The sequence below is a fragment of the Slackia equolifaciens genome (genome assembly GCF_003725995.1).
Classification (GTDB): domain Bacteria; phylum Actinomycetota; class Coriobacteriia; order Coriobacteriales; family Eggerthellaceae; genus Slackia; species Slackia equolifaciens.
In genome coordinates, this window is the sequence record NZ_QIBX01000002.1 from 20,154 (window position 1) to 45,223 (window position 25,070).

Consider the following 25,070-nt stretch of genomic DNA (forward strand, 5'->3'; position numbering starts at 1 on the left):
CACCAGCTCCGTTCTAGCGAGAACCCCGAAAGGAGTCCTCATGCTCAATCCCGTCCTGTTCGTATGCGCCTGGATCGCTTTAGGAATCGGCGCGCTGGGCGTATTCGTTCCCGTGCTGCCCACCACGCCTCTCGTGCTCCTTGCCACGTTTCTTTTTGCCAAGAGCTCTCCGCGCTGCCACGCCTGGCTGTGCAAGACGCGCATCTATCGATCCTACGTGCTCCCATTTCAGCAGCAAGGCGGCATCCCGTTCAAGCGCAAGCTGCATATCCTGGGCGTTTCGTTTGTCGTGATGGGCGTGAGCGCGGTGCTCGTGCAAAAACCTATCGTATGGGTCATTCTGGGCGCCGTCGCGCTGTTTTTGCTGTGGCTCATGTGCGTGCGCATCCCCACCGTTGGCGAGGCGCCCTCCGCACAGCCAATGGCGGCCGAGGAAGAGTAGGGGTCGGTCGCGCATACGGGAACGCTCGTGCGTGAGATGGGTTGTACCCAGCTAGATCGTCTTCATCGAAGTCCATTCGGGAATACTCGCGTGCGAGATGGGCGGTACTCAGCGCTAGGACATCTTCGTCGAAATCCATCCGGGAATGGTTGCGTGCGATGGGCGGCACGAACACTTCGCCAACACGAGCATTGCGCAACCAACGTGCTACCATAGGATGGTTGGCGCCTGCCCTGCGCTTCGCGCCCTATTAGCCGCAGACCCCCGAACGAAGGTGCACGATGATCCCCACCCATGTCGACCATGCCATCGATCCGGTTTTCGACGAGCACTCTCGCGTGCTCATGTTGGGCACTATGCCTTCACCCGCCTCACGCGCGGCGGGCTTTTTCTACGGGCATCCGCAAAACCGGTTCTGGCGCGTATTGGCGGCCGTTTTCGACGAGCCCGTGCCCGAATCCATCGAGGACAAGCGCGACCTGCTGCTTCGCCGGAGAATCGCGCTGTGGGACGTGCTTGCCTCGTGCGACATCGAGGGCGCAAGCGACGCGAGCATCCGCAATGCGCATCCGAACGATCTCTCGCGCGTCTTTGAGGCGGCAGACATCCAAGCCGTGTTCGCCACGGGGGCGAAAGCCGGACAGCTGTATGCAAGGTTCTGCCAAAAGGCATACGGCGTCCCATGCGTAACGCTGCCTTCCACGAGCCCCGCGAACGCGAAAGCACGGCTCGGCGACTTGGTCGAGGCGTATCGAGCGGCGCTTGCTCCCTATGCGCCAAGGGAGGAACCCATCACGCTGAGCGTGCCGCAGGTTGTGGCGCTTGAGCAGGCAATCGCCGCCTCGGGAACGCCGCTTTCCGCGCTTATGCGCCGAGCTGGACGGGCTCTGGCGAAATGCGCATTGGATGAGTTCGAAGCACGACGCGAGGCATCGACGAAAAGGCCCGTTCGCAGCAACGCGACCGGCGGAAACAACGAGCCGCCCGCCGAGACGGCGCCTTCGACGGCCGCGAACCTCCCCGAGGCCGATCGCCGCGCGCTCCCGCATGTCGTCGTGCTCTGCGGGTCGGGAAACAACGGCGGCGACGGCTGGGTGGCGGCGGAATACCTCGCACAGCGCGGGTGCGACGTGTGCGTGATCACGCCGCGCGCCCCCGAGGACATCGACGCCGAGCCCGCCCATGAAGCGGCGCTGCACGCGGCCGCGCAGCTCTCCCCCGCAAGCATTCTCGTGACGCCTGCGCATCGCGAACTCGCCCAAGCGCTCGATGCGGCGGATATCATCATCGACGCGATTCTGGGAACCGGCTTCTCAGGCAATACGGTGCGCGAGCCGTATGGCGCATGGATCGAGGCCGCAAACGCACGCAGGGCCAAAGGGGCTCTTGCGGTTGCCGCCGACGTGCCCAGCGGGCTTTCGGCGCAAACGGGCAAAGCCGCCGAACCCTGCATGAAAGCCGACCTCACCGTAACCATGATGACGCTCAAGCCCGGCCTTTCCACACCCTATGCGTTCGCCTTCTGCGGCGACGTGCGCATAGCTCCCATCGCCTACATCGAGCCCCATCTTCCGCATGTTCTCGAAGAGGGTGGCGCGAGCGGAAGGCGCGCCGAAAATTCCCAGCGTTCCGCCTCCGCGAAAGCGCACGGATGCGAGAACGCCAACGGCCACGCTGCGATAAAGCCCGCGTCCCCCGATTGCAAGCCCGCGGCGGCGCAAAAGGCAAACGCCGAGTTCATACGTGCAGAAGCCGAGGACGACGATGGGTACGACCCCTACTCCGACCGTCGTCCCGAACCCGAACCCCTCTTCGAGCGCGACCCGTGGGCCTAAAAGCCACGCACCATGCCTAAAACGCAAAAGCGCGGCACGATGCAACCCGCACTGTGCCGCGCTTCGACAATGCTTCCGACAGGCCCCAGACCTTGCCGCTAGTCCTCAGGCGCTAGCGTTACGGCGGTGCCGCTTGCGGTCACCATCAGCATGCTGCCGTCGGCACCCAGCACCTCGTAATCAAGGTCGACGCCCACAATGGCATGCGCGCCCATCTCTCCTGCGCGACGCTGCATCTCGCTCAACGCTTCGTCGCGTGCGCTCAGCAGCTCGTTCTCATAGCCGGCAGAGCGTCCGCCAATGAAGTTGCGAATGCCTGCGCCGATATCGCGCAGGAAGTTCACGCCGGTAATGACCTCGCCGAACACGATGCCATAATAGCCCGTAATACGATAGCCTTCGACCTCTTGGGTGGTAGTAACGATCATGGCCATTCCTTTCGTCGATTCGATGGCGATGCGCCTATCATACGGCTCATATGACAAGATTTCGTCAACAAAGCCGCAACATATCGATGAGATTGCCGTGGATGACAGAAATGCCGAACGACACCCGCAACGAACCTGCCGGATCGCAAGCGTCCCGCCTTCCCTATAGGACGTCGGTATCCAGCCACACGGTAAAGGGGCCATCGTTCACAAGCGCGACCTGCATCAGCGCGCCAAACGAGCCCGTCTCGACGTGCCCAAGGTCGCGGTGCACAAGCCCCGCGAAATACTCGTACAAGCGATTGGCCTCGTCGGGCGCGCCCGCATCGGTGAACGAGGGACGGTTGCCCTTCTTGCAGTTCGCATACAGCGTGAACTGGCTTACCACCAGCACCTCGCCTTCCACGTCGGCCAAGCTCAGGTTGGTCTTGCCGTTCTCATCCTCGAAGATGCGCATCTTGGAGATTTTCGCCCACAGCTTTTGCGCCTGCTCCTCGGTATCGTCATGCCCCACGCCGAGCAGGACGAGAAAACCTTTCCCGATTTTCCCGATGACCTCGCCCTCCACCGTAACGCTCGCCTGGGTCACGCGTTGCACCAGTGCCCTCATGATGTCCTCCTTGCTTGCTGCGACGCAACATATGTTGAATATGTCCGCAGCATCTTCCATACCGTAGAATTCGAAAAGCATCTTACGATACGATGCGGGCTCGGAGGGCGTGAAGCACCGCTTTTCGCGGAGAGCCCACGCGGCCCTCACGAGTGGCCGAGATGCCGCCTGCGTCCCACGCGAATCGCACGCAGCGCATCAAACACGGCGCCCCATGCGCATGAGACAAGCCGCACACGACGCGACCAGGCAGGAGCGGCCAGGAAAGAAAGGGTTCCCATGACAGACACGAACGAATCAACCGCCGTGCGAGCAATCCTTTTTGACAACGACGGCACGCTCGTCGACACCCACGACCTGCTGTTGGCGTCGTTTCGGCACGCAACGCACAAGGTGCTGGGGTCCGCGCTGCCCGACGAAGTGCTGATGGCGAAGGTGGGGCAGCCGCTTGCGGTGCAGATGCGTGATTTCTCCGATGACCCCGCCGTACAAAACGAGCTTTTACGCGTGTACCGCGAGTTCAATCATGCGCACCACGACGAGGCGGTGACGCTGTTCCCCGGCGTACGCGACGGCCTGGAACGCCTGCGCGAAGCGGGGTTCTCGATGGGCGTGGTCACGTCTAAAATGAGCCCGCTCGCGAAACACGGCCTTGAGATATTAGGCGTCGCCGAATACTTCGACTGCCTGGTGGGAGCCAATTCCTGCGAGCACCACAAGCCGCACCCCGAACCCGTTGAGCTTGGCGCAAAGCTATTGGGGATGAGCGCCTCCGAGTGCGCATTCGTGGGCGATAGCCCCTTTGACATGGAGGCGGGGCGCGAGGCGGGATGCATAACCGCCGCAGTCCTTTGGGGGATGTTCCCCGAAACCCGTCTGGCCGCCGAACGCCCCACCCATGCGTGCGGCACCTTCGACGAGCTGGTGGATGCGCTCTTGTCGCATCGCGAGCCCCGAAGAGCCCGCTGAAGAGCTCGATAGAATCGACCCCATAGGTACGCGAGTCCACGTTGACTCCCGACTACGCCATCAACGCGCACGAGGTCGACTCCGTAGGCGCATGGGTCCACGACGCCTCGTCCACGGCGTCGAACCGCTCGCCCGTCGACCCCGCGGGCACATGGGTCCATAGCGGGCGCCAGCTCGCGCCAGAGCGCTTATGCGATCGTCCCCACGGGCACATGGGGCCATGGCGAGATTCAATAGAAGTTTTGAGAACATATGTTTGTATTTTTATTGACATGCCGCCTTGCTCTGCGATAATGAAAGCATCAAACGAGCGCTCCCGTGGGACATGTGCACCATCATCCAAGGAGGGATTCCTATGCCTTCTCAGCACGAAATCGTTTTATTTCAGTCGTCGGATCAAACGATAAGCCTCCCCGTTGACTTCGACGGAGAAACGGCCTGGCTCAGTCAGGCTCAAATGGCGGAGCTGTTCGAGAAAGATCAATCGGTTATCTCCCGCCATATCCGCAATGCCTTCTCGGAAGGAGAAATCGACAGGGAGAGCAATATGCAATTTATGCATATTGCCAGCTCAGATAAGCCAATTACACTCTATAGCCTCGATGTGGTAATCTCCGTTGGATATCGCGTGAAATCGCAAAGAGGCGTTGAATTCAGGCGCTGGGCAACAAGCGTCCTGAAGCAATACGTCATAAAAGGCTACGCCGCCAACGAGAAGCGATTGGCGCAGCTCGGCCAAATCGTCAACGTCATGGACAGGCTTCCAGGCCGCCTCGATGCGCAGCAAGTGCTCGATGTGGTCAAGTGCTACACACGAGCACTTGACCTCTTGGATGACTATGATCATCAAACGCTCGCGCGCCCTCGGGGGAGCAAAAACGCCTATGTGCTCACATACGAAGAATGCCGCACATTCATCGATTCCATGCGCTTCGGTGAAGAAAGCAGCCTGTTTGGCAACGAGAAAGACGATTCGTTCAAAGGCACGCTGGGCGCTATCTACCAGGGGTTCGGCGGCGTGGAAATCTATCCTTCAATTGAGGAGAAAGCGGCGAACCTGCTGTATTTCATCGTGAAGAACCATTCGTTCTCCGATGGGAACAAGCGAATCGCAGCCGCCTTGTTCTTGTATTTCCTGGATAAAAACGGCGTGCTCTTCGGCGAAAGCGGAGAGAAGCGGCTTGCCGATAGCACGCTCGTCGCCGTAACGATCATGATTGCGGAATCGAAGCCCGAGGAGAAGGAAGCCATGATTTCGCTTGTGATGAACTTCCTAGTTCCGTAAAAGAGGATGCATCGCATGCCGGGGGCATACCTAGGCGTGGACGCGCCCGGCTGCTACGGCAAAGATGCATCGCATACAGAGGGGGCATAACCTGCCCCCTCGTGCCGTCTTTTTCTTGTTAGTGAAGAACGCTCAGCTGCGATTCTAGGCCTAATACACCATGCCCATCGCTTCGCGCACCTCGTCAAGCGTCGCGTTGGCGATTTCGTTGGCGCGCTTGTTGCCTTCGTGGAGCACGTCCTTGATGTAATCAAGGTCACGCTCGAGCTCGCGACGGCGCTCGCGATGCGGCGCGAGGAACGCATTCACGCTCTCGGTCACATACTTCTTGAGCGCGCCGGCACCGGCATCGCCGATTTCCTCGGCTATCTCAATCTCAGTGCGGCCCGTGCACAAAGCCGCAGTGGTCAGCAAGGCGGATACTCCCGGGCGGTTCTCCCTGTCGAAGGTAATGCGGCGCTCGCCGTCGGTCTTGCTTTTCTTGATGAGCTTGGCCGTCTCCTCCTCGGTGGCGCCGAGCATGATGGAGTTGCCGTAGCTCTTCGACATCTTACGCCCGTCAAGGCCGGGAATCTCGATGGCGTCGGACAGAATCCCCTCGGGCTCAGGAAACACCTGACCGTAGCGGTTGTTGAACGTGCGCGCAATCTTGCGCGTGACCTCAATGTGCGGAAGCTGGTCCTTACCTACCGGCACCACGTTGGCCTTGCAGAACAGAATGTCGCAGGCCTGATGCACGGGATACGTGAGCAAAAGACCGGTAAGCTCGTGTCCGCTGGCCTCCATCTCGGCCTTCACGGTTGGGTTGCGCAAAAGCTCCGCCTCGGTAACAAGACTCAAGAACGGAAGCATCAGCTGATTGCATGCGGGCACGGCGGAATGCGTGTATATGACGGTCTTTTCGGGGTCGATGCCCGCAGCAATGTAGTCCATCACCATGTTGTACACGTTGTCCTGAATGTTGGCCGTGGTGTCGCGATCGGTAATCACCTGGTAATCGGCGATAAGCACCATGCTATCGATGCCGGCGTTTTGCATCTGAACGCGATGCATGATGCTGCCGAAGTAATGGCCCAGATGCAGCCTGCCCGTGGGGCGGTCGCCCGTAAGCATGCGGTATTTGCCGGGATTCTCCGCGAAGTCGGCGCGAATGGCGTTCGAACGCTTGAGGCTGGCCTCAAAGCTTCCTTCATTAGGCATGGGAAGACCTCTCTATCTTGCGGAATACGCGTTTCACACAATAACGAGCGCTATGGTACCACGAACGAGCGCGGCGGCGCGCAAGGGCAAGAGCCGTACGACCAAAACGGCATCCCGCCAGACGCGATGCCCCGCACGTCCAGCACGCCACGCTCCGTTATCACGCCCCGCTCTGCTATAGTGGGCACCATGAATTCTTACACCACCATAGAAGGCCGCACGCAGGCCGAAATCATAGAGAAAAAGAGCCGCTTCATCGCAAGCCTCGCCCACGTGGAGACCGAGGACGCCGCGCTCGGCTTCCTCGAGGAGATCCGCACCGCGAATCGTATGGCGCGTCACAACGTGTACGCCTACGTGCTGCGCGAAGGCGGAGCCGGCGCTGTGGGGCGCGTCCGCTATTCTGACGACGGCGAGCCGCAGAAAACCGCAGGCCTTCCCACGCTGGAGGCCATTCAGCACGCCGGCCTCACGGACGTGGCCTGCGTGGTCACGCGTTATTTCGGCGGCGTGCTCCTGGGCACGGGCGGCCTGGTGCGCGCCTATACCCAAGCAACGCAGGCCGCCATCGAAGCGGCACAGATCGTGGTTGTTTCCCGCTGCGTTGACATTCGGGTACGCACGCCGTACGCACTCTACGAACAAACGGCGCGCTTGGCGGACGACTGCGGCGCGAAGACGCTCGATACCTCCTACGCCGAAGACGTGACGATCACGCTGCGCATGCTCGACGGCACGCAGGAACCCTTGCTCGCCAAGCTCACCGAGCTCTTCCGCGGCAAGGAGGATGTGCTCGTGAGCGGTCCCGTGGAAGCAGCGTTTTAGCCCCTCTCACAAACGACCGCACTATCGCCGCCCGCCGCTTTATCATCCCCCACTCCAGCGTTGCCCGTTTTGCCAACGCCGCCCAGCCGTCACGTCCCTCGCTTTCACGCCTTCGCCGCCGCATATGTGCGCCATCGCGCGCCTCTCTCACTGCCCGCCGCTCAGCCATCGCCCATTCGGCTACCGGCCGTTTCGCTATCGTCCGCCCCGCCACCATGCGCTCCAGCACCGCCCGTTCGGCTGCCGTGCGTACGTGCCCACCTATATACGCCTCAGGTTTTGCGCAAAAGCGCCGTGGAATGGCGGAAGCCCTACCCCATACGTAGGATTTCTTCGAACGGAATCAGAGATGCGTCGGAATCAATCCGATAGCACTATGAAGCGAAAACGAGGGCGAACCATGAGCGGACCGAAAACCAGCGATTTGAGTGTCGAGCGGCAAATCAAGGAGCGCCTCCAGCGCGCTCGCGACCGCGTGACAACCGCCGAGACAAATGCCCTCATCAGGGTTGAGGCCTTGGAGTCCGAGCTGCGCGCCTATGCAAGAACCCACGACGGGCTCGGTGAAGCATCTCGCCAACTTGAGCGCATCGCTTCGGAAGCGGTGGATTCCATCCATGCGGCAGCCGCCTTCGACATAGGAGACAGCCCCGATACGGCAGAGAGGCACGCACGGCACATCGCCGCAGACCTCGACGCCATCGTTTCCCAGGCGCATGAGAAGATGGCGCCCGTCATCGAGCATATCAGGCGCGCCCAAACGAGCGCCGCCGAAAACGAGAGCGTCTCGTCATTCGCCCACGCGATGAAGCGGGGCGATTCCTCCGACGAAGTAGCCGCAGCGTTGGACGCGTTGACCGCCGCGGCAGCCCGCGCCGAAACCGCAAAGACTTTGATCTCCGCTCGGCAGCCCGGGTCGCGCGCTTCCCTCGCCTCGAACGAGACCGACGTATCGCCCACGGCGTCCGCCTCGGCCGACGAGGTGGCATGCCTCATGGGCATCCTCGACGAAGCTCGCGCGATCATCACGCGTGCCGAGACGCTCGAAGCCGACCGCGCGGCGCTCGCATCCATTGCCCGATGCGCATCCAAGGCGGCGGAGAACGCCGCGGCTCACGGCGCGCCCCTCTCTTCGGCGGAGATCGCGGGGCTCACCGCCCAAGCGCGCATCATCCAATCCCGCATGGCATCGCAGGAAAAGCCGCTGGCGCAAGCGCTCGCACGCATCCGCGTGCTCGAGGCCCAGCTCGGCTCGGCCGCCGGTACAAGACCTCCCGCATTCAAAAATGCCGATGCCGTGTTCTCCCGGCTTGACGCATTGGAAGCCGTCGTACACGAGCGCGACGAGCAGCGCTATATCCGCACCTGCATCGATGAGGTCATGCGCGAACATGGCTATGACGTGGTACGTTCCGTGGATTTCTCCGGCACCGCACGCGGCGAACACCTGATGTTCACAAGCTCTGCCTCGAACGGCGATTCTGCCCCTACAGGCATCCATGCGTTTTTCACCAATGACGGCGACATGATGCTCGAGGTGGTGGGCGTGCGCGGCGAATCGGGGGCTTTAAGCCACGACCGCATGGATGCCGCAGCGAACGCGCCGGATGCGAAGGATCTGCTTGCCGCCCAGACGCGCTTCTGCGCGGTGTATGCGGAAATAGCCGACGACCTCGCGAAACGCGGCGTCGTGAACAAAGTGGTTCACCGTGCCGCGCCCAACGTGCGTCATTGCAAGGCCATCACCTTCGCGTCAGGCAAAACGCATGGCGCAGCGCCCGCCACCAAACGCATGGATCCAAAGGCAAAAGTGCGCGCAAACGCGCCGGGAAGCGGCACGGGCAAAGCGCGCGGATCAGCCAAGAAGAGCAGCACGGGCACGAAATACGTCACCGTTCCCGCACAACCTTCCGGCAGCCGTCGACGCCCCGCCCAAAAGCCGCGCACGAGAGAGATGAGGTAGGCCATGTGGGAATGCGGATGCGGATTCGCCAACAACGATAGCGCCGCCGTCTGCGCAGCGTGCGGCGCGCAAGCCCCCTCGCACAGCGAACACGCGGGCAGCCTCGTGCTGGTGAACCTGAGAACCAAGCAGCGTATAGAGGTCGCCCGACCCGGCGGCATCATCGGCCGCGCTGGCGATTTCTGCCCCGAAAGCTTTTCGCCGCGCGTATCGCGCGTGCATCTCGTTGCTGAAGCGCATGAGAACGGCACCTGGACGCTCGAGTTCGTGGGACGCCACAAGACCGAAATCGATGCCGCCGGAGTTTGGGCGCCGCTTGAGCCGGACATGCCGCGCGAGGTGATGGGCGGCGAGAAGCTCCGCATGGCCGACATGCTGTTTCGCATCGAGGTGGTGCCAGGTGCTCCGGCCACGCCCCCCGCGGCAACAGTCTACGCGCCGCGCGAAGCCGACCCCCCGCTCAACGTCTCGCGACGCTTCGAGAACGAAGCGGCAGACGACACCGAGGCACGCGAAGCCGTTACCGACCCCGAATACCCTGCAGAGCCGTGGGAAGACGAGTCTTACGAGCCCGATGCGGCTGCAGCGGGTTCTTGCGGCGAAGGGCATTCCACAGGCGACGCCCCGAATCCCGAGGAGGAGTCCGATGCGCCCAGGCAAATCGGGTGGGTGGTGCGATGCCCCGTGTGCGGCGCCGCTTATCCCATGGACGCGCCCGATGACCGCATCGATGCGTGTCCCGCATGCTTCGACCCCCTCGACGCCGCCAGCATCTCGCGCTGCGCTCCCCAACCGCTATACGCATAGCAAAAGCTCCGGCCGTTTTGCGTATAGCAACATTGCGCGGGCGCGAAACGCAGGCATCCGCCTTCCATGCCCGTCCGTAGCGCCTGAGGGAGTTGCCACAGGCATCTCCCTCAGGCGCCCCAAACCATCCAACCGCCTTCCACGTCAAGCTTCTTGCCACCCCAGGTGGGTTTTTGTTTGCATCCACCGCCAAGACCTCAGGAGAGAACCTCTCATGCTTATCGATCGCGCATACGCACCCGTCGAAACGCTAGGCCCCGGCACACGCATTGCCGTATGGACCGTTGGTTGCTCCAAGCGATGCGAAGGATGCGCGAATCCAGAGCTGTGGCGCAACGACCCGGCCAAAGACATCGACGATGCACGGCTTTCCGAGGCGCTCATCGGCATGGCGCGACAAGCCGGCATCCAACGCATCACATTCACGGGCGGCGACCCCTTCGAGCAGCCCGAATCGCTCGTGCGCGTGCTCGCCGCCATTCGCCCCCACTTCAAAGACATTCTCGTTTACACCGGCTACACGCTCGACAACCTGCGCGCCTTTGCCGATGGGTCCAAACGCGAACTCCAGGGAATGCCTCATGCCGCCGTACCTTGCGACACGCCGATTCACGCGCCATACGACAGCGAACCCCTCCGCACGCCATGCGCGCACGAGCCGAGCCGCACATCGAGCGACCGCGAGCGCCTCAGCGCGCTATACGAACGTGAATCCTGCTGCACGCCATGCGAACATGAATCCCGCGATGAGCCCGGCGCGAACGGACGACAGCAGTCCGACCGGATCGAGGACGCGCGCGTACGCGCCGCGGTAAAGGAGGCTCTCGATTGCGTTGACGCCCTTATCGACGGACCCTATGTCGAATCGCTCAACGACGGGGCGTGCCCCCTTCGCGGCTCTTCAAACCAAATCGTGCACGTGTTCTCCGAAAGCCTGCAGGGCGATTACGACGTCGCGCTTAAGCAGCCGCGCCGCATCCAGAACGTTCACTTCGGCGACACGTTCATGTCTATCGGCATCCACGGACGCCCAACCACAACGCAGCCGGCATAGAGCGGCGAAAACACCGAGTGCGAACGCTCGGCGCACCCCAATACGCCCCAATGTGCTCCATTGTGCACCCCATTAGGCACCCCATTAGGAACCCCGCTTGAAACAAACGACGATTTGCTGCAGTTTTCGGATACCCCTTCGAGTAGCCCAATTCGTGCGAGGCCGTGAACTGGGGAAACGCGAAGTCCAACGGCGGTGTACTCAGGGCACCTCGCGAAAACTGCAGCAAATCGCTGTTTGTTTGCGGGACGACTTTTACGCGGTTGCGAAGCGAAGTTTATGCGGCAGCAAATCGCCGTTTGTTTATCTGGCAATACCGCATAGCAAGCCTTTTTGCTGCAAGCGCGCTCCGAAATCCCGGTTTCAGCGTCGCGGAATGACCCCGCGCGCCCAACCTCAGCAGAGCCAGCCCGATTGGGCCGTGGAAAGGGTCCCAAGGCTCCAATCCGGCATCGTCCAGCCAGCCTTTGCCCGATGATCCAAATTGTCCACGAGGCAGTTGGCCTGCCGCACCCCCAGTTCCATCCCATTGCATCCTCACAACAACCGTCCTCATGGCTTAAGCGTCCGCCGAACTGCCTCCGCCGCGATTGGCGCGCGCCTGATAGCGCGCAGCCGAAAGAGAACCGCTGGTCAAGCTCCCGCGGACGACTTTCCCTCGCTCCGCTTGCTTTCGCCCGCGGACTGCGGTTTTGCACAAAAGGACGGAGGATTTCCGCCAACCCCAGCACGCCCCTAAGATGATCGCGACCGGATTATTTAGCGTCGAAGCACAGTCGAGCTCAAGAAGACGAACAGGGAGGTCACCATGGCACTCACCCCTCCGTGGCAGAAGGAAATCGAGAATTTTGTAGGCATCAAATCGGCGTTCATCATCGAGGGAAACGTTCACGATCGATACCCGTTTTACGAGACCGAAGCGCCCGGCGCCACGCCTGCGTTCCTCGAGCTCGAAGAGCTGCTGCCCCGCCTGTTCGAGCGCGGAGCGGCCCGCAAGCGCCCGCCACGAGACGGCAGCGGCATCGATCGGGACATGAGCGCCCCGACCTCCCGCCGAGGCACGTACGACCCAGGCGCTAACCAGGACGATACCGCTTCTGTCCTCCGCCAAAATCAAATCGACGCGCCCGCAAATCAAGGCATCCGCCAGAGCAGTGCGCTCAACGGCCAGAACCGAGTCGATGCGCCTGCCTATCGGTTTCTCTACTGCGACCCCCTACGTGGCATGACCAACCCCCTGGGCGACCCCGCGCTGCCCGATCTGCTGGAATCCGCCAGCCGCGAGGCCGATCGCCTGCGTAAAGAAACCGAGGCCCTCAACCCGTCGCGCCGCCAAGAATCCTATGCCGACAACCGCCTGGTTCACAACTCCCTCATCGTACGCGCCGCGCTCACGCGCCGCCTCGAGGAGCAACGAGGGATTGCGAGCCGCCTTCCCTTCGCGGGGCGCCCAGGCGGTACGGGGTCGGCGCCGCAAGCATCGCAGAGCGACCTCGGCACAACGCCGCAGGCCTCGCAGCCTGGCCGTCCGATTACAGAGTCCTCCCCCGCGGCTTCCAAGACGAACGAAACCCCCGCACAGCCCCAGTCCATCGCATGCGTGTTCTCGTTCGCCTCGCGTCTCTCGGCGCGCCCGAGCGACCTTTCGACCGAGGAAAACGCCGTATTCATGAACTTGATGCTGGGCGTCATGGACTCCATCCGCGGCGATGGCGCCAACAGAAACACGCTCATCCTCGTGGTGAACAAGGTTGCCGACGTACCCCCTTGGTTCTTCGCCGGCAACCCCGACGTACGCACCATAGCGCTCCCCAATCCCGATCGCGCCTGCCGCGCCGCCTTCGTTGCCGCGAGCTTCCCCGCCCTGCAGCCCTCCGCCATGGACAAGCAGCGCGAGAAGTTCATCGATGTGACCGACTCCATGAAGCTCGCTGAGGTTGACGAGCTGCGCCGCCTTGCGCTCAAAAGCAACACGATACCCGCCGACATGCCGCAGCTTGTTGACGTATACAAATACGGCATCAAGGAAAACCGTTGGGCCGATGTGGCAGACAAGCTGCGCGAGGACCCCGAAGAGGCGCTTCGCCGCCGCGTGAAAGGCCAGGACCGCGCCATCGAGAAGATCGTCACCGTGCTCAAGCGCTCGGTCATGGGGTTCTCCGGCATGCAGCATTCCTCGGGCACCAAGCCCAAAGGCGTACTGTTTCTTGCGGGCCCCACCGGCACCGGCAAGACCGAGGTGGTCAAAGCCGTAACCGAGCTTCTGTTCGGCGACGAGCGAAGCTATCTGCGATTCGACATGAGCGAGTACTCATCCGAAAACTCCGACCAGAAGCTTTTTGGCGCACCTCCGGGATACGTGGGCTATGAGCAGGGAGGACAGCTTACCAATGCCGTGAAATCCAACCCGTTCTCGGTGCTGCTGTTCGATGAGATCGAAAAAGCGCACCCCTCTATCATGGACAAATTCCTGCAGATCCTTGAAGACGGCCGCATGACCGACGGCCAGGGCAACACCGTGTACTTCAGCGAGACGATCATCTTCTTCACCAGCAACGTGGGCATTTCCGAGGAGGTGCTCGACGAGCACGGCCGCGCCGTGGGGCGCCGCAACATCGTGCAGCCCGGCGAGCCCTACGACCAGATTGAGCAGAAGGTCAAAGATGCCATGGCGGTGCACTTCAAACCCGAGGTGCTGAATCGCATCGGCGAGAACATCGTGGTGTTCGATTACATCAGCGAGGAGGCAAGCGGGCTCATCGTGCGCGCGCAGCTGGGCAAAATCGCGACCAACGTGGCGGCTCGCAGCGGCATCCGCGTAGATGTGGCCGATTCCTGCATCGCATGGTTCTGCCGCGAGGCCCTCGCGCCCGAAGTGCGAGAGAAGGGCGGGCGCGGCATTGGCAACCTGGTGGAGGCGCGGTTCCTCAACCCCCTTGCGAGCTTCGTATTCGATCGTGCATGCCGTCAAGGCGACACCGTGCGCGCCGAGGCATCGAACGACGGCGTGTCGTTCACGAAAGCGTAGCAATCGCAAGCAGCCGCATACACGCAGCGCGTCGATGCATAAATCGGCATGAATGCAGAACGGCGCGAGACGACATGACACGGCCGCCCCGCAAAACGAACCCATGCATGAGCCTACCAGCAGGAAGGACATCCCGATGAAACTCCAGTATGCAGCAATCAGCCTGCGCGGCACCCACCACGAGGCGAACGAAGACCGCGCGCTCGTTGGCATGCGATCGCTGCCGCCCGAGAGCGACGCCGTGGTATGCGGCGAAGACGAGGCGTCGCGAGCGTTCATCGTGTTCGACGGCGTAGGAGGGCACGGCGGCGGCGCGCAGGCGGCCGGCGCGGCCCTCGCCGGATTCAGCCTCGCGTGCGCCCAGGCGGGCCTGCAGCCGGGCAATGCGATGCGAACACCGCCTTCGGCGCAGCAGCAGGGCAAGCCGATGGAAGAATCCGAGAGCACGCCGCATGCCGATCGACGTTTGAGCCCCGAAGACGAGTGCGGCTACGCGAACGCGCGCGAGTCCCGTGCCTTCGCCTCGGGAAAGTGCGATCCGGCGGCGCCCGCCGAAGAAGAGCGTGCATCCGAGCAGGAAACCGAATGGCTAGGCGGACTAGCCTGCGCCCTTCGAGCGGCGAACGATATCGTCCTCGAAGCGAGGCACCGCGGCGAACGCATCGGGTTTTGCGCGGCAGCGGGAGTGGCCTTCGACGAGCAGGGCCGAGCGCACACGTTCCACTCGGGCGATGTGCGCGCCTACCGATACCGCGCCCCCTATGCGATGCGCCTGACCCACGATCACTCCCTCGCCGAGCAGTGGCGCGACGAGCATCCCGGCCATCCCGTGCCGGATGATATAGCGCACACGATAACCCGCAGCCTCGGACACCCTATTCCCAGCGCCCATATCAATGATCGCGCCTGGCCGTTTGACCTGGCCAACCCCATGCCGATCGCAAACGGCGACATCTATGCCGTTTGCTCAGACGGCATCTGGGAATACATAGAGGAAGAAGATCTTGAGCAGGCCCTCGACGGCGTAGCTTCGCCCGCCGGCCTGGCCGACGCCTTAAGCGCCATCGCGATAGAGGCGCGCGAGCGAGGCTCATACGACGATGCGACCATCATCGCCGTACGCGTCGCCGAGCAGTGCGACGAATGACGCATGCGGTCGACATACGCCAACTGGAGTGCGCCCAAGCAGCGCCTCAAACGCATGCGCCGCGCTCACTGCAATCGGCATACGCGCCAGCCGTGGCGCATCCGTGCTTCGACGCCTGCTCCGATACCTTCAGGCCCGAGGTTTTGCGCAAAAGAGGGCGAAACATGAGCACGAAAGGCTCGTTTTTTAGAATCGGTAGCCAGAACATGACGCACGACGCCGCAGCCATGCCCTGCCCGACGGGGCGGCAAGGGGAAAGGGGATCACGATGGCAATCGACCGAACGCCACGCAGAACGGCATCGGATACGCTGCTCGACATGCCGGACGAAACGCTGCTCACCATGCCGGGCGACACGCTTATGAACATGCCCGGCGAAACGCTGCTCGATTCGCCCGCTGCGATTTCTGCGCCATTTGCACACACCTGTCTGAATGACGAAAAAAGTCGCACGAGCAACCGCTTCGCCAACCGAAGCAATATGAGCAGCAGCGTGACCGGAGGCCCATCGAGCACATTCGCCCCCACGCGCCCGCCTCGATCCGACGCCGCGACAACGCTCGACATGCCCGCCGAAACCGTGGACGAGATGGGCGATTCGCCATACCTTTCGGGGTCCGACATCACGTTCGTAAGCGCCGACGGAGCAACCTATCAGCTGCACACGGACGACGTTCTGGGATCGGGAGCGCAGGGCACCGTGGTGCGCGCGACCGATGAAAGCGGCGCGCAGTTCGCCGCCAAAATCAGTTGGACGCCCCGCAGCGCAAAGGACCGCATGAATCGCAGCGCCGTGCTGTCGTTTTTGCGCAGCCTTATGACCGAGCACCCCCTGCGCGAGCGACACTTCACGCAAACCCACCTGATGCCCATCTATGCAACAGGCCAGGTGCGCGACGAGGTGGCAGGCATCGGCGAGACCCTCTACGACGTGGCCATCATGCCCATCTGCGACCCGTCGCTGGGCCACCGTACCGATGTGACCTTCGAGGAGATCCGCACGCTCATCCTTCCGCAGGCGGCAGGCGGCCTTCATCTGCTCCATGAGAACCGCATCGTGCATCGCGATGTAAAGCCAAAAAACCTCTATATGCTCGACGGCAGCCTGGTGCTGGGCGACTACGGCATCTCGAGCGTGCTCGACGCCGGACGCGACACGGGCTCCACCAAAATCGACCGCCGCACGCCGGGCTATTCGCCCCACTCGTCGGTGGTGCAGCGCGAGAACGACTGGTATTCTCTGGGCTACACCATCTGGACGCTCTACAACGGCGGACACCACCCCCATCAGGCGCTTATCGACGCCGATGACCTCTCGTCGGTGCTCGCCGGCGGACGCCCCGTTTCCTTCGCCGCGAAGGAGCCGGCGCACGAGAGCCTGGGCGAGCTGATATTCGGCCTCACCTACGCGTTCGCAGCGGGGCGCCTAGGTTACGACGACGTGGTGCGCTGGTGCGAGGACCCCACGGCATTCCATTATGCCGACCCCGTGCTCGACGGCACCGCGCGACCGCGCACGCATCGCGGCTACCAGTTCGAAGGAACCGAATACTTCGACCGCGCGTCGCTGGCCGGCGCGCTGTGCTCGCAATGGCAGCGCGCCCAGCGCCACCTGTACACGCATGCCCTCGAGGAGTACTTCCGCAACGTAGGCGAAACCGACCTTGCCGTGGCGCTCAACGATATCGTGGAGATGGACAAGGCGACCATTGCCAACCATGACCTGGGACTGGCACGCGCCATCGCGCTCATCGATCCGACGGGACCGGCCTTTCGCTGGAAGGGGCGCTCCTTCGAGCTCAACGGGTTTGCCGAATTCGCCGAAACGATGGGCGACGAAGGGGCGCTTGCGTTTATCGCCTCGGGCGCGATGTCGCGCTGGGCGCAGGAGAACGACGCCGAGGGCACCGCGATAGACGTGCTGCGTTCCGTAGAATCCGACGTGAAAAGCCAGCCCGAGTTCGTGCTGAGCTTCTGCCGCCAGAAGTTCTCGAACACGCCCGCCAATTTCCACGGAGCGTGCTCCGCCGACGAATGCTTTGAGGGAATCTCCTCTTCGCCGGCGGCCTTCTACGAGCTGATGGGCAATCCGTCCATCATGCATGAGCTCGCAGGATTCCTGGCAGCCATCGGCCTGTTCTCCCAGGCGGAGATGTTCGATTGCACGCTCGGCGAAGGCGGAACCATGGCGCGCGTCGGACGCCTGCTGGTTCTATTCGATGAAGCATGCGGCGATAAGGATGCCGTGCGCGCGTTCAATGCGCGATTCGGCCCCATGGGGCACGTGACCTGGATGGCACGCAATGCGGCGCTTTACGAGGCGCGCAGCGAAACCGCGCGCGATTTGCTCGCAAGAACCACCTCCGTGCCAGATTGCTCGCACGCCCCCGTGGCGCAGGCGCTCGACACCTTGACCTCGGCCGAGCATGCGGTGCTCGATGTGCAGGCGCACATGGCCGAAAGCCCCTATATGGCGCGCCTCGGTCTGACGCGCGAGAACGAGGACGTGTTCGCGCGCAATGCCGATGCGTATTTCACGGCGAATTTTTACGGGCACCTTGTGCCGCGCGGCTACATGCGCGAAATGGCGAACGCCTCGGCGTCAAACCCTATCGCCGCCGCAGCGCTGATGGCGAGCCACGTGAACACCCCCATGAAAGGACTCCGCTCCAAGGCCACCAAGGCGGCCAACGACGCGGTAGACCGCCTGCGCAAAGAAGCCGCGAAGCAGGCGGAAGCGCGAACCTCTGACGGCCGCCGCGCCCCCATGGCTATTGCGGCCGTTGGCCTGACCGTGCTCTTCATCCTGGCACTGGCCATGATCTGGCCCCATCTGACCATGGTTCTTCACGTTGGCAACCTGGAGTTCAACATGGGCGGGTTCCTCTCAGAGCCCTTGGCGAGCACTTCGACGCTGAGCGTGCTCGCATTCGCGGGCTTTCTGGCGGCGGCATGCGCGTCGATGAGCTACCGCATCGCCGACATCGCCACCCTCGGACGCGAACGAAGCATGGGGAATGCCACCGAGCAGCTCGCGGAGCGCGTCGCCCAAGAGGCGCAGGAAATCAACGCCGGCCTCGATGCGGTGACCTCGATGCTCGTCCGCGGCGAAACGCAGATGCCCTCCACGCTGGACATCGACGCGCACCTGCGCTCCTGCGATTCGTACACGCAGGGCGCCTCGCGCGTGCGACGCGGCCCCTGCGCCGTGCTCTTCTGGGCAGGAGCGGCGCTCTCGGCCGTATGCATATTCGCGCTCACCGTGACGTGGCTTCCCGCCTCTGCCGCCATTGAGCTGGGCCTTCAGAACTTCGACCCCTCTGTTGTGCAGGGGATCTACCTCGCCGCGGCCGTCGTGGCGTTCGCCGTCGCGGCCTGCTGGGCAAGCAGGAGCAAGGGCATTCCCGGCACCTGCGCGATGTGCCTGACGCCCACGGCGGGCGTAGTGGCGGCCTACGTGATCGTGCTGGCCGTGACGATTGCGCTGTTCGCTCTCGCCCTGATGCTGGTCATCGGCATCCTCTATGCGATTTTCAACTAAGGCATCGGCGTGCGCCGCAGGACCAATCGATGCGCACGCTCTGCCCGATAGTCCCGCAAAACGATTCCATGGGCCGCTTTCGAGAAAGGACTGAACCGCCATGGCTTCCGAGAACACCACCAACGAGCCCCCTGTAACCGTGTCGTTCGCAGGCGACGTGCTAGCAGCGCGTATCGTTCCCCTCGTCATCGCGGCAATGGTGGCGCTGATCGGAGCGCTCACGGCAACGGGGGCGTTCTCCGACGTGCGCGATGCCATCCAGAACACCCCGAGCAACAGCGATGCCGGCTTCTACGAGGCCGTATACGAAATCGACCCCACGCTATGGGACGACTGCTTCAAAGGACCGCTCGAGGCCTTCATGCCCGGCGCCATAGACACCTCGAAGGCTTCGCTGCCCACGCCGGAAGAGACCGACGCGCGCAACGACCCCGCAGCCGATACGGCATCGGATCCCGCAGAATCGACGGCAGACGAAACCGCCGCACCAACGGATGAAGCCGCCGCATAGCCCAACGAAGCGTAGCAAGGAGAAACCATGTTCGAACCCATCACCATAGACGACGGCCGCGAGGAGCAGGACGTCTCGACTTCCTATCGGCGCGATGACGACGAGGGGCGTCCCGAAATCGAGGTTCTGGGCGTTGCGGCCGTCGTGCTGGCGGCAATCGCGTTCTTTGTCTGTTGGCAGTTTCTCAGGGGCCTTCTCGACTACCTGGATTGGCAATGGAGCTGGGAGGCGCTGGAATTCGATATGCCCCTCGACATACCCGGATTCATGGACCTCGCCCTCATCGGCCTTATCGTATGCATGCTCGCAGCCGTCCAACCTTATTTCGCGCGCCTGATGCGCCGCCCGTGGAACGGCTGGAGCGATACGTCTCTCGGGCTGTACTGGCTCGGCAGCGCCGTGTGCGCATGGTGCCTCATGTCGGCCAGCAACCTTGGGCTTCCGCTGGAAATCATCTCCCACCTGGGAATCTCCATAGATGACTGGGGTGTGGCGGCGCAGCTTTCCTATATCGTTTTGAGCGTCGTTGTCTACGTGCTCATAGCCTCGTTCACCAAGAACAACCCCGGCCCGCTCGCCGCTTTGGGGCTGTGCCTTTCGCCCTTGGTGGCAGCGGCAAGCGGCATCATCCTCCTCGCGATAGGAATCGCCTATCTGACAACGATCGCGCTCAAGAAGATCGGCGCCGCTCTGAACGCCGAAGACGAGGAAGAGGACGAATGGACTGACGAAGATGACGAGCTGCTCGGCGACCTTATTTTCAAATGGCATCGCACCCGCAAAGAGGACGTCTGCGAGCAAGAGAGGCCCTCGACGAGGGACGATGAGAGCATGCGCCCGACGAGCAATCCGTTCGAGGCCGACAGCCGGCATAAGACTGTCGCCGAGCGGCAGGATGAAGCGCAGCCCGACGGAGCCGATTGCGACCTCTCGCAAAACGAAGCCAGCCACGCCACCCCTGCGCCCTTGACAGACGCCAACGCCGACGAAGCGCCGGAACGGGATAGCGGGCTGCAGGCCGATTCCTCCGACGCCGAACAGAACGATGATCGCAGCACGCGAAGCTAGCGAAGGGCTACACCTCGCCTAGCGCGTCGGCGACCTCAAGCCATTCGTCCTCGAGCGCCTCTTTGGCGGCCCTGAGCTCAATCAGCTCTCCCTGGAGGCGACCAAGCTCGACAAAATCGGTGGGGTCGGCGGCCGCCATCTCTGCCTGGTTCTCGTCCACGCGCTTCCCCGCCGTGGCGATGCGCTTCTCCAAGCTGCCGCGGCGCTTCTTGAGCTCGCGCAGCTCGGCGTTTGAAAGCGTCGGGGAGGCAGAGGCGGCGGCATCCTTGCCGCCCGGCGCGGAACCATTCGCCCCATCCGCGTTCGTCTGCCCCGTTACTTCGGCAAACGAACGTTCCGAGGCATCGCGCTCGTCGAGCAGCTCCAGATACTCGTCAACGCCACGAGGCACGTGGCGCAGCTTGCCGTCGATAAGCGCGAATTGGTCGTCGGTCACGCGCTCCATCAGATAGCGATCGTGCGTCACCATCACGAGCGTGCCCGCCCACGTGTCCAGCAGGTCCTCCAGGACGGCGAGCATGTCGGTGTCCAGGTCATTGCCGGGCTCGTCGAGGATGAGCACGTTGGGCTCCTCCAGCAGGATGAGCAGCAGCTGCAGACGGCGCTTTTGCCCGCCGGAGAGGTCGCAGATACGCGTGTACAGGTGCTTTGAGGAAAAGCCCAGACGCTCGAGGAGCTTCGCGGGCGTGGTCTCTTTGCCGTCTACCACCACGCGCGCCTTGTGGCGCGAAAGCACCTCGGTGACACGGTACTTCCCCATCTCCTCGAGCTCATCGAGACGCTGCGAAAGCACCGCGAATTTGACCGTTTTCCCTATTTTCACAAAGCCCGACGTAGGCTGGATGGCGCCTTGGATGATTTTGAGCAGCGTGGTTTTACCGGCGCCGTTCTCTCCCAGGATGCCGTAGCGGTCGCCCGGCCCGATCATCCAGTCGATGCCGTCCAGAACCGTCTTCCCTCCGAATTTCTCGGTCACACGCGTAAGCTCCACCACGCGCTTGCCCAAGCGCTGCATGGCCGTGGCACGCAGTTCGAGCGTATTGCGCGCAGGCGGCTCGCCCTCGATGAGCTCAATGGCGCGCTCCATGTGGAACTTCGGCTTGGTGGCACGCGCCCTCGCCCCGCGCGAGAGCCAGGCGAGCTCTTTGCGGGCCAGGCTTTTGCGACGCTGCTCGGCAACCTGCGCCACGCGCTCACGCTCCACGCGCTGCAGGATATAGGCGGAATAGCCTCCCTCGAACGGGTCGACCCGACCGTCATGGACCTCCCACATGCTCGTAGCCACCTCGTCGAGAAACCATCTGTCGTGGGTAACCACGAGAAGCGCGCCCTGACCCTTGGGCCAGCGCGACGAAAGATGGCGCGCGAGCCACGCGATCGCGCGCATATCCAGATGGTTCGTGGGCTCGTCGAGCATGAGAACGTCCCAGTCGCCGATGAGCAGACGAGTGAGGTCGACGCGACGGCGCTGGCCGCCCGACAGCGTGCCCACCTGCGCATCCCACGGAATATCGGCGATGAGCGCGGCTATGATCTCGCGGATGCGCGCATCGCCCGCCCACAGATATTCGGGCATATCGCCCACCACGGCGCGCTCCACCGTCTCGTCGTCGGCGAGCGAATCCATCTGCCCTAAAAGCCCCACGGTCAGGCCCCGCGTGCGGCGCACGAGGCCCCCTTCGAGCTCCACGGTGTCGGCGAGCACGCCCAAAAGGGTGGATTTGCCGTCGCCGTTCTGGCCCACGATACCAATGCGGTCGCCCTCGTGGACCCCAAGGGTCACTTCGTCCAAAACCTTCTTGGTCGGATATTCCAAACAGGCGCCTTCGCACCCAAACATAAACGCCACGTATGTTCCTTCTCTCGCATGCGAGACGCGCGGAAAGTAGCGCGCCGACATGAACACTCATGTATTGCCGTCGTGAAACCCATCCATTATAGAGCCTTGCGCAAACCCATCCGCAAACTTCAGACCCTATCCCGTTATTTCGGCGTTGAAAGCGCCTCCCCGAACGGAGGGTCGGCGCCAGAATGACGGACCTCCTCAATGCCGCAGGCATCAAGGCCTCCGGCGTCAATGTCGCTCGCACAACGCCGACTGCGTCAATGCCGCCTACGCAACGCTGCCTGCGCCGATGCTTCCTGCGCCAATGCTGCCTGCGCCGATGCCGGTATAAAAAACGCGTTATCTGCTACGTTTCGAGGGGCGCGGTATAAAAACAGCGTTATTTGCGCGAGCAAACGGAGCCTGATCCGCCGAAAACCCGGATCAAGATCATGGCCGATCTGTAAACCCCCAGGTCAGAATCGTGCTTCCATCCACGAAACCTCTTCAAAGGCCGATGCGCTCCCACATATAACGCTGTTTTTGGAAATGACCCCGGAAAGTTCGCAGATAACGCGATTTTTCTACCGGGCGCATGCCGATGAGGCGGCGGTGACGCCGCCGACCACCGGGCGCATGCCGATGAGGCGGCTGCAGAAATGTCCGCAAAACCCGTTGCAACACTTGTAGGAACATCCCCGCCTGAGGCGCGCCGTGACCAAACCGTCACAAAGCGTCACCGTGCTGAAACCTGCCCGTCAACGCCCCGCAAGCGCCGTGCTGTATACAGAGTATGGGCGAACGTTACGGGTGGCACCGACTGAGATGTCAGCGCGCACCCGTCCAAACGCTGCGGACGATGCCGACGCAGATGACCACGGCGCCATACGCCAAACGCTGCGGGCGATGCCGCTGGGACCGCAAACCGCGGCACCAACCCGAGTGATTTGGCAGGCAGAGCGCTTCCCTACCCGCCGATTCGCGTCGCCGCCACCCGCAGCGCATCCGCCCTTGAACCAATGCTTTTTCGAAAGGGGGCAGCCATGAGAAAGCCCGTGTATACCAACGATATATCACGCAAAAGAACGGCCGGCAGCGTCTTCGGGCGCATCGTGAAATGGGCGCTTATCCTCGTGCTGCTCGCCTGCGCCGGAGCGGCCGCATATTTCGGCGTACGCGGATGGGCGCTTTACGCTCACGCATCGCAAGAAAAAAGCGTCGAACAGATGGCAGAGAACATTCGCTCTAAGGCCGAATACGTGACGCTCGATCAGCTTCCGACCATCTACACCAACGCCGTGGTGGCCGTTGAGGACCACCGTTTTTGGCAGCACCCCGGCTTTGATGCGCTTGCCACCGGACGCGCTCTCGTAAACGACATCCGCGCAGGCGAAATCGTCGAAGGCGGATCGACCATCACCCAACAGCTAGCCAAAAACGAATTCTTTACGCAGGAGCAGGTCATCGAGCGCAAGGTGGCAGAGGTGTTTATGGCGTTCGATATCGAATCGAAGCTTTCCAAAAGCGAGATCTTGGAATTGTATGTGAACTCCATCTATTTCGGAGACGGATACGAGGGCATCGGCGCGGCGTGCGAAGGATACCTGGGGAAGCATGCGTCCGAAATGACCGATTGCGAAGCGACGCTCATGGCCGGAATTCCCAATGCGCCCAGTGCCTACGCTCCCACAGAAAACCCTGAACTCGCTCGCCAGCGCCAAATGCAAGTGCTGCGCGCCATGGTGAAATACGGCGCCCTCACGCAAGGGCAAGCCGATACGATCGCCGTCAATCCCTGCGAGATCGATGCTTAGCCTTCGGATTTTCAGACGACGCCAGCCCCTCCATGATGACGGCTGGCGGAGCCAATGAGAGTCTTTCTCGCTCGCAATCTAAGACTCAAAATCAAGCCATGCCTGCCAAATCCCTACGCACCAGAGCACGAAGATACTCAGACCTGCTCAAACCCAGACTAGCCGCCCGAGCATCCATTGCGGCAATCTCACTTGCCGTATCTTTATAGGTAATGGATTTGAGCGCCTCCCCAAAAAGATGAGGCCTTCCGCGAACAATGCGAGTTTCCCCCTCGGGCCATTCCCCGTGTTCAAACCGCTCAGCGATGTGCTCCAACTGCTCATCGGATAGTACCACGCCATTTTTCGTTTTGACGCCCATTCTCTCACCTGACCCATCTCATCTCTTTCATGGTCTTTTTCGAGGGAGGCGTCATCGCATGAAACACGTGAACTGAATCGATACCGGTCGAAACGGCCACCATTTCCAACAGCCTTCCTCTCGAATCAAAGCCAACGGCAACCAGAAGAGAATCCGGAGCCTCATCTGCACTACGCTCAACGAGCATAATCGCATTGCGCCATGCATGAAGGACATCATCGGCGCGGATCTCTGGATGCCGTCTTGCAATACGAGGATTAACTTCCACCCTATCCACGAAATTCACCTCCGCGAATTTCGTCTTACTTAATTATAAGACGAAATGTACGATTCATCCATCGATTTCATGTGCGATAC

Annotated in this window: 21 protein-coding genes; 15 read left to right on the plus strand and 6 right to left on the minus strand. The window is 62.1% G+C overall.

Annotated features, from left to right (window positions below; all coding sequences use genetic code 11):
* Nucleotides 1–40: 40 nt before the first annotated feature.
* Together DMP06_RS01960 and DMP06_RS01965 are read left to right on the plus strand one after the other, a co-directional pair.
* Entirely contained in the window at nt 41–442 is a 402-nt protein-coding gene (locus DMP06_RS01960) for a YbaN family protein (RefSeq protein WP_123208074.1), read from the plus strand.
* Between the two features lie 281 nt (nt 443–723).
* Entirely contained in the window at nt 724–2,277 is a 1,554-nt protein-coding gene (locus DMP06_RS01965; RefSeq protein ID WP_123208075.1) for a DNA-deoxyinosine glycosylase, read from the plus strand.
* 98 nt (nt 2,278–2,375) lie between these two features.
* Here DMP06_RS01965 and DMP06_RS01970 read toward each other — a convergent pair whose 3' ends face one another.
* Both DMP06_RS01970 and dtd read right to left on the minus strand, forming a co-directional pair.
* The gene (locus DMP06_RS01970; protein ID WP_123208076.1) at nt 2,376–2,705 is read right to left on the minus strand and encodes a putative heavy metal-binding protein; all 330 of its coding nucleotides are present in this window, start codon (nt 2,703–2,705) and stop codon (nt 2,376–2,378) included.
* 163 nt (nt 2,706–2,868) lie between these two features.
* Nucleotides 2,869–3,315, minus strand: a complete 447-nt coding sequence (dtd, locus tag DMP06_RS01975) for a D-aminoacyl-tRNA deacylase (RefSeq protein WP_123208230.1) — start codon at nt 3,313–3,315, stop codon at nt 2,869–2,871.
* Nucleotides 3,316–3,594: 279 nt separating this feature from the next.
* Between dtd and DMP06_RS01980 the strand changes: the two genes are divergently transcribed.
* Nucleotides 3,595–4,284, plus strand: coding sequence for an HAD family hydrolase (locus DMP06_RS01980; protein ID WP_123208077.1), 690 nt, complete (start codon nt 3,595–3,597; stop codon nt 4,282–4,284).
* Nucleotides 4,285–4,336: 52 nt separating this feature from the next.
* On the opposite strand, the gene DMP06_RS11290 is transcribed toward DMP06_RS01980, so the two are convergent.
* Nucleotides 4,337–4,558: a hypothetical protein gene (locus DMP06_RS11290; RefSeq protein ID WP_148042476.1), complete on the minus strand. Its 222-nt coding sequence runs from the start codon at nt 4,556–4,558 to the stop codon at nt 4,337–4,339.
* A gap of 81 nt (nt 4,559–4,639) precedes the next feature.
* Here DMP06_RS11290 and DMP06_RS01985 point away from each other — a divergent pair, with 81 nt between their 5' ends.
* Nucleotides 4,640–5,569, plus strand: a complete 930-nt coding sequence (locus DMP06_RS01985; protein ID WP_123208078.1) for a virulence RhuM family protein/type II toxin-antitoxin system death-on-curing family toxin — start codon at nt 4,640–4,642, stop codon at nt 5,567–5,569.
* A gap of 150 nt (nt 5,570–5,719) precedes the next feature.
* Here the strand turns inward: DMP06_RS01985 and trpS are convergent, their stop codons facing one another.
* Nucleotides 5,720–6,769, minus strand: coding sequence for a tryptophan--tRNA ligase (gene trpS, locus DMP06_RS01990; protein ID WP_123208079.1), 1,050 nt, complete (start codon nt 6,767–6,769; stop codon nt 5,720–5,722).
* Between the two features lie 189 nt (nt 6,770–6,958).
* Here trpS and DMP06_RS01995 point away from each other — a divergent pair, with 189 nt between their 5' ends.
* From DMP06_RS01995 to DMP06_RS02035, 9 genes are all read left to right on the plus strand, one after another.
* Entirely contained in the window at nt 6,959–7,594 is a 636-nt protein-coding gene (locus DMP06_RS01995; RefSeq protein ID WP_123208231.1) for an IMPACT family protein, read from the plus strand.
* Nucleotides 7,595–7,994: 400 nt separating this feature from the next.
* On the plus strand, nt 7,995–9,557 hold the full coding sequence (locus tag DMP06_RS02000) for a hypothetical protein (RefSeq protein WP_123208080.1): 1,563 nt from the start codon (nt 7,995–7,997) through the stop codon (nt 9,555–9,557).
* A gap of 3 nt (nt 9,558–9,560) precedes the next feature.
* Nucleotides 9,561–10,364, plus strand: coding sequence for a hypothetical protein (locus DMP06_RS11400; RefSeq protein WP_161957794.1), 804 nt, complete (start codon nt 9,561–9,563; stop codon nt 10,362–10,364).
* Nucleotides 10,365–10,578: 214 nt separating this feature from the next.
* Nucleotides 10,579–11,418: a 4Fe-4S single cluster domain-containing protein gene (locus tag DMP06_RS02005; RefSeq protein WP_161957795.1), complete on the plus strand. Its 840-nt coding sequence runs from the start codon at nt 10,579–10,581 to the stop codon at nt 11,416–11,418.
* Nucleotides 11,419–12,226: 808 nt separating this feature from the next.
* Nucleotides 12,227–14,446 (plus strand): AAA family ATPase, encoded by a 2,220-nt coding sequence (locus DMP06_RS02010; protein WP_123208082.1) that lies wholly within the window; start codon nt 12,227–12,229, stop codon nt 14,444–14,446.
* Between the two features lie 136 nt (nt 14,447–14,582).
* The gene (locus DMP06_RS02015) at nt 14,583–15,593 is read left to right on the plus strand and encodes a PP2C family protein-serine/threonine phosphatase (protein ID WP_123208083.1); all 1,011 of its coding nucleotides are present in this window, start codon (nt 14,583–14,585) and stop codon (nt 15,591–15,593) included.
* 268 nt (nt 15,594–15,861) lie between these two features.
* The gene (locus tag DMP06_RS02025) at nt 15,862–19,134 is read left to right on the plus strand and encodes a protein kinase domain-containing protein (protein WP_123208085.1); all 3,273 of its coding nucleotides are present in this window, start codon (nt 15,862–15,864) and stop codon (nt 19,132–19,134) included.
* Nucleotides 19,135–19,234: 100 nt separating this feature from the next.
* Nucleotides 19,235–19,645 carry a hypothetical protein gene (locus DMP06_RS02030; RefSeq protein WP_123208086.1) on the plus strand — a complete coding sequence of 137 codons (411 nt, stop codon included), beginning with the start codon at nt 19,235–19,237 and terminating at the stop codon, nt 19,643–19,645.
* Between the two features lie 27 nt (nt 19,646–19,672).
* Nucleotides 19,673–20,713: a hypothetical protein gene (locus DMP06_RS02035; protein WP_123208087.1), complete on the plus strand. Its 1,041-nt coding sequence runs from the start codon at nt 19,673–19,675 to the stop codon at nt 20,711–20,713.
* 7 nt (nt 20,714–20,720) lie between these two features.
* Here DMP06_RS02035 and DMP06_RS02040 read toward each other — a convergent pair whose 3' ends face one another.
* Nucleotides 20,721–22,553 (minus strand): ABC-F family ATP-binding cassette domain-containing protein, encoded by a 1,833-nt coding sequence (locus DMP06_RS02040; protein WP_181443013.1) that lies wholly within the window; start codon nt 22,551–22,553, stop codon nt 20,721–20,723.
* Nucleotides 22,554–22,790: 237 nt separating this feature from the next.
* On the opposite strand from DMP06_RS02040, the gene DMP06_RS11295 reads away from it, so the two are divergent.
* Both DMP06_RS11295 and DMP06_RS02045 read left to right on the plus strand, forming a co-directional pair.
* On the plus strand, nt 22,791–23,228 hold the full coding sequence (locus DMP06_RS11295; protein WP_148042477.1) for a hypothetical protein: 438 nt from the start codon (nt 22,791–22,793) through the stop codon (nt 23,226–23,228).
* A gap of 353 nt (nt 23,229–23,581) precedes the next feature.
* Entirely contained in the window at nt 23,582–24,352 is a 771-nt protein-coding gene (locus DMP06_RS02045; RefSeq protein WP_123208089.1) for a transglycosylase domain-containing protein, read from the plus strand.
* Between the two features lie 365 nt (nt 24,353–24,717).
* On the opposite strand, the gene DMP06_RS11300 is transcribed toward DMP06_RS02045, so the two are convergent.
* Nucleotides 24,718–24,990: a hypothetical protein gene (locus DMP06_RS11300; protein WP_148042478.1), complete on the minus strand. Its 273-nt coding sequence runs from the start codon at nt 24,988–24,990 to the stop codon at nt 24,718–24,720.
* Between the last annotated feature and the right edge of the window lie 80 nt (nt 24,991–25,070).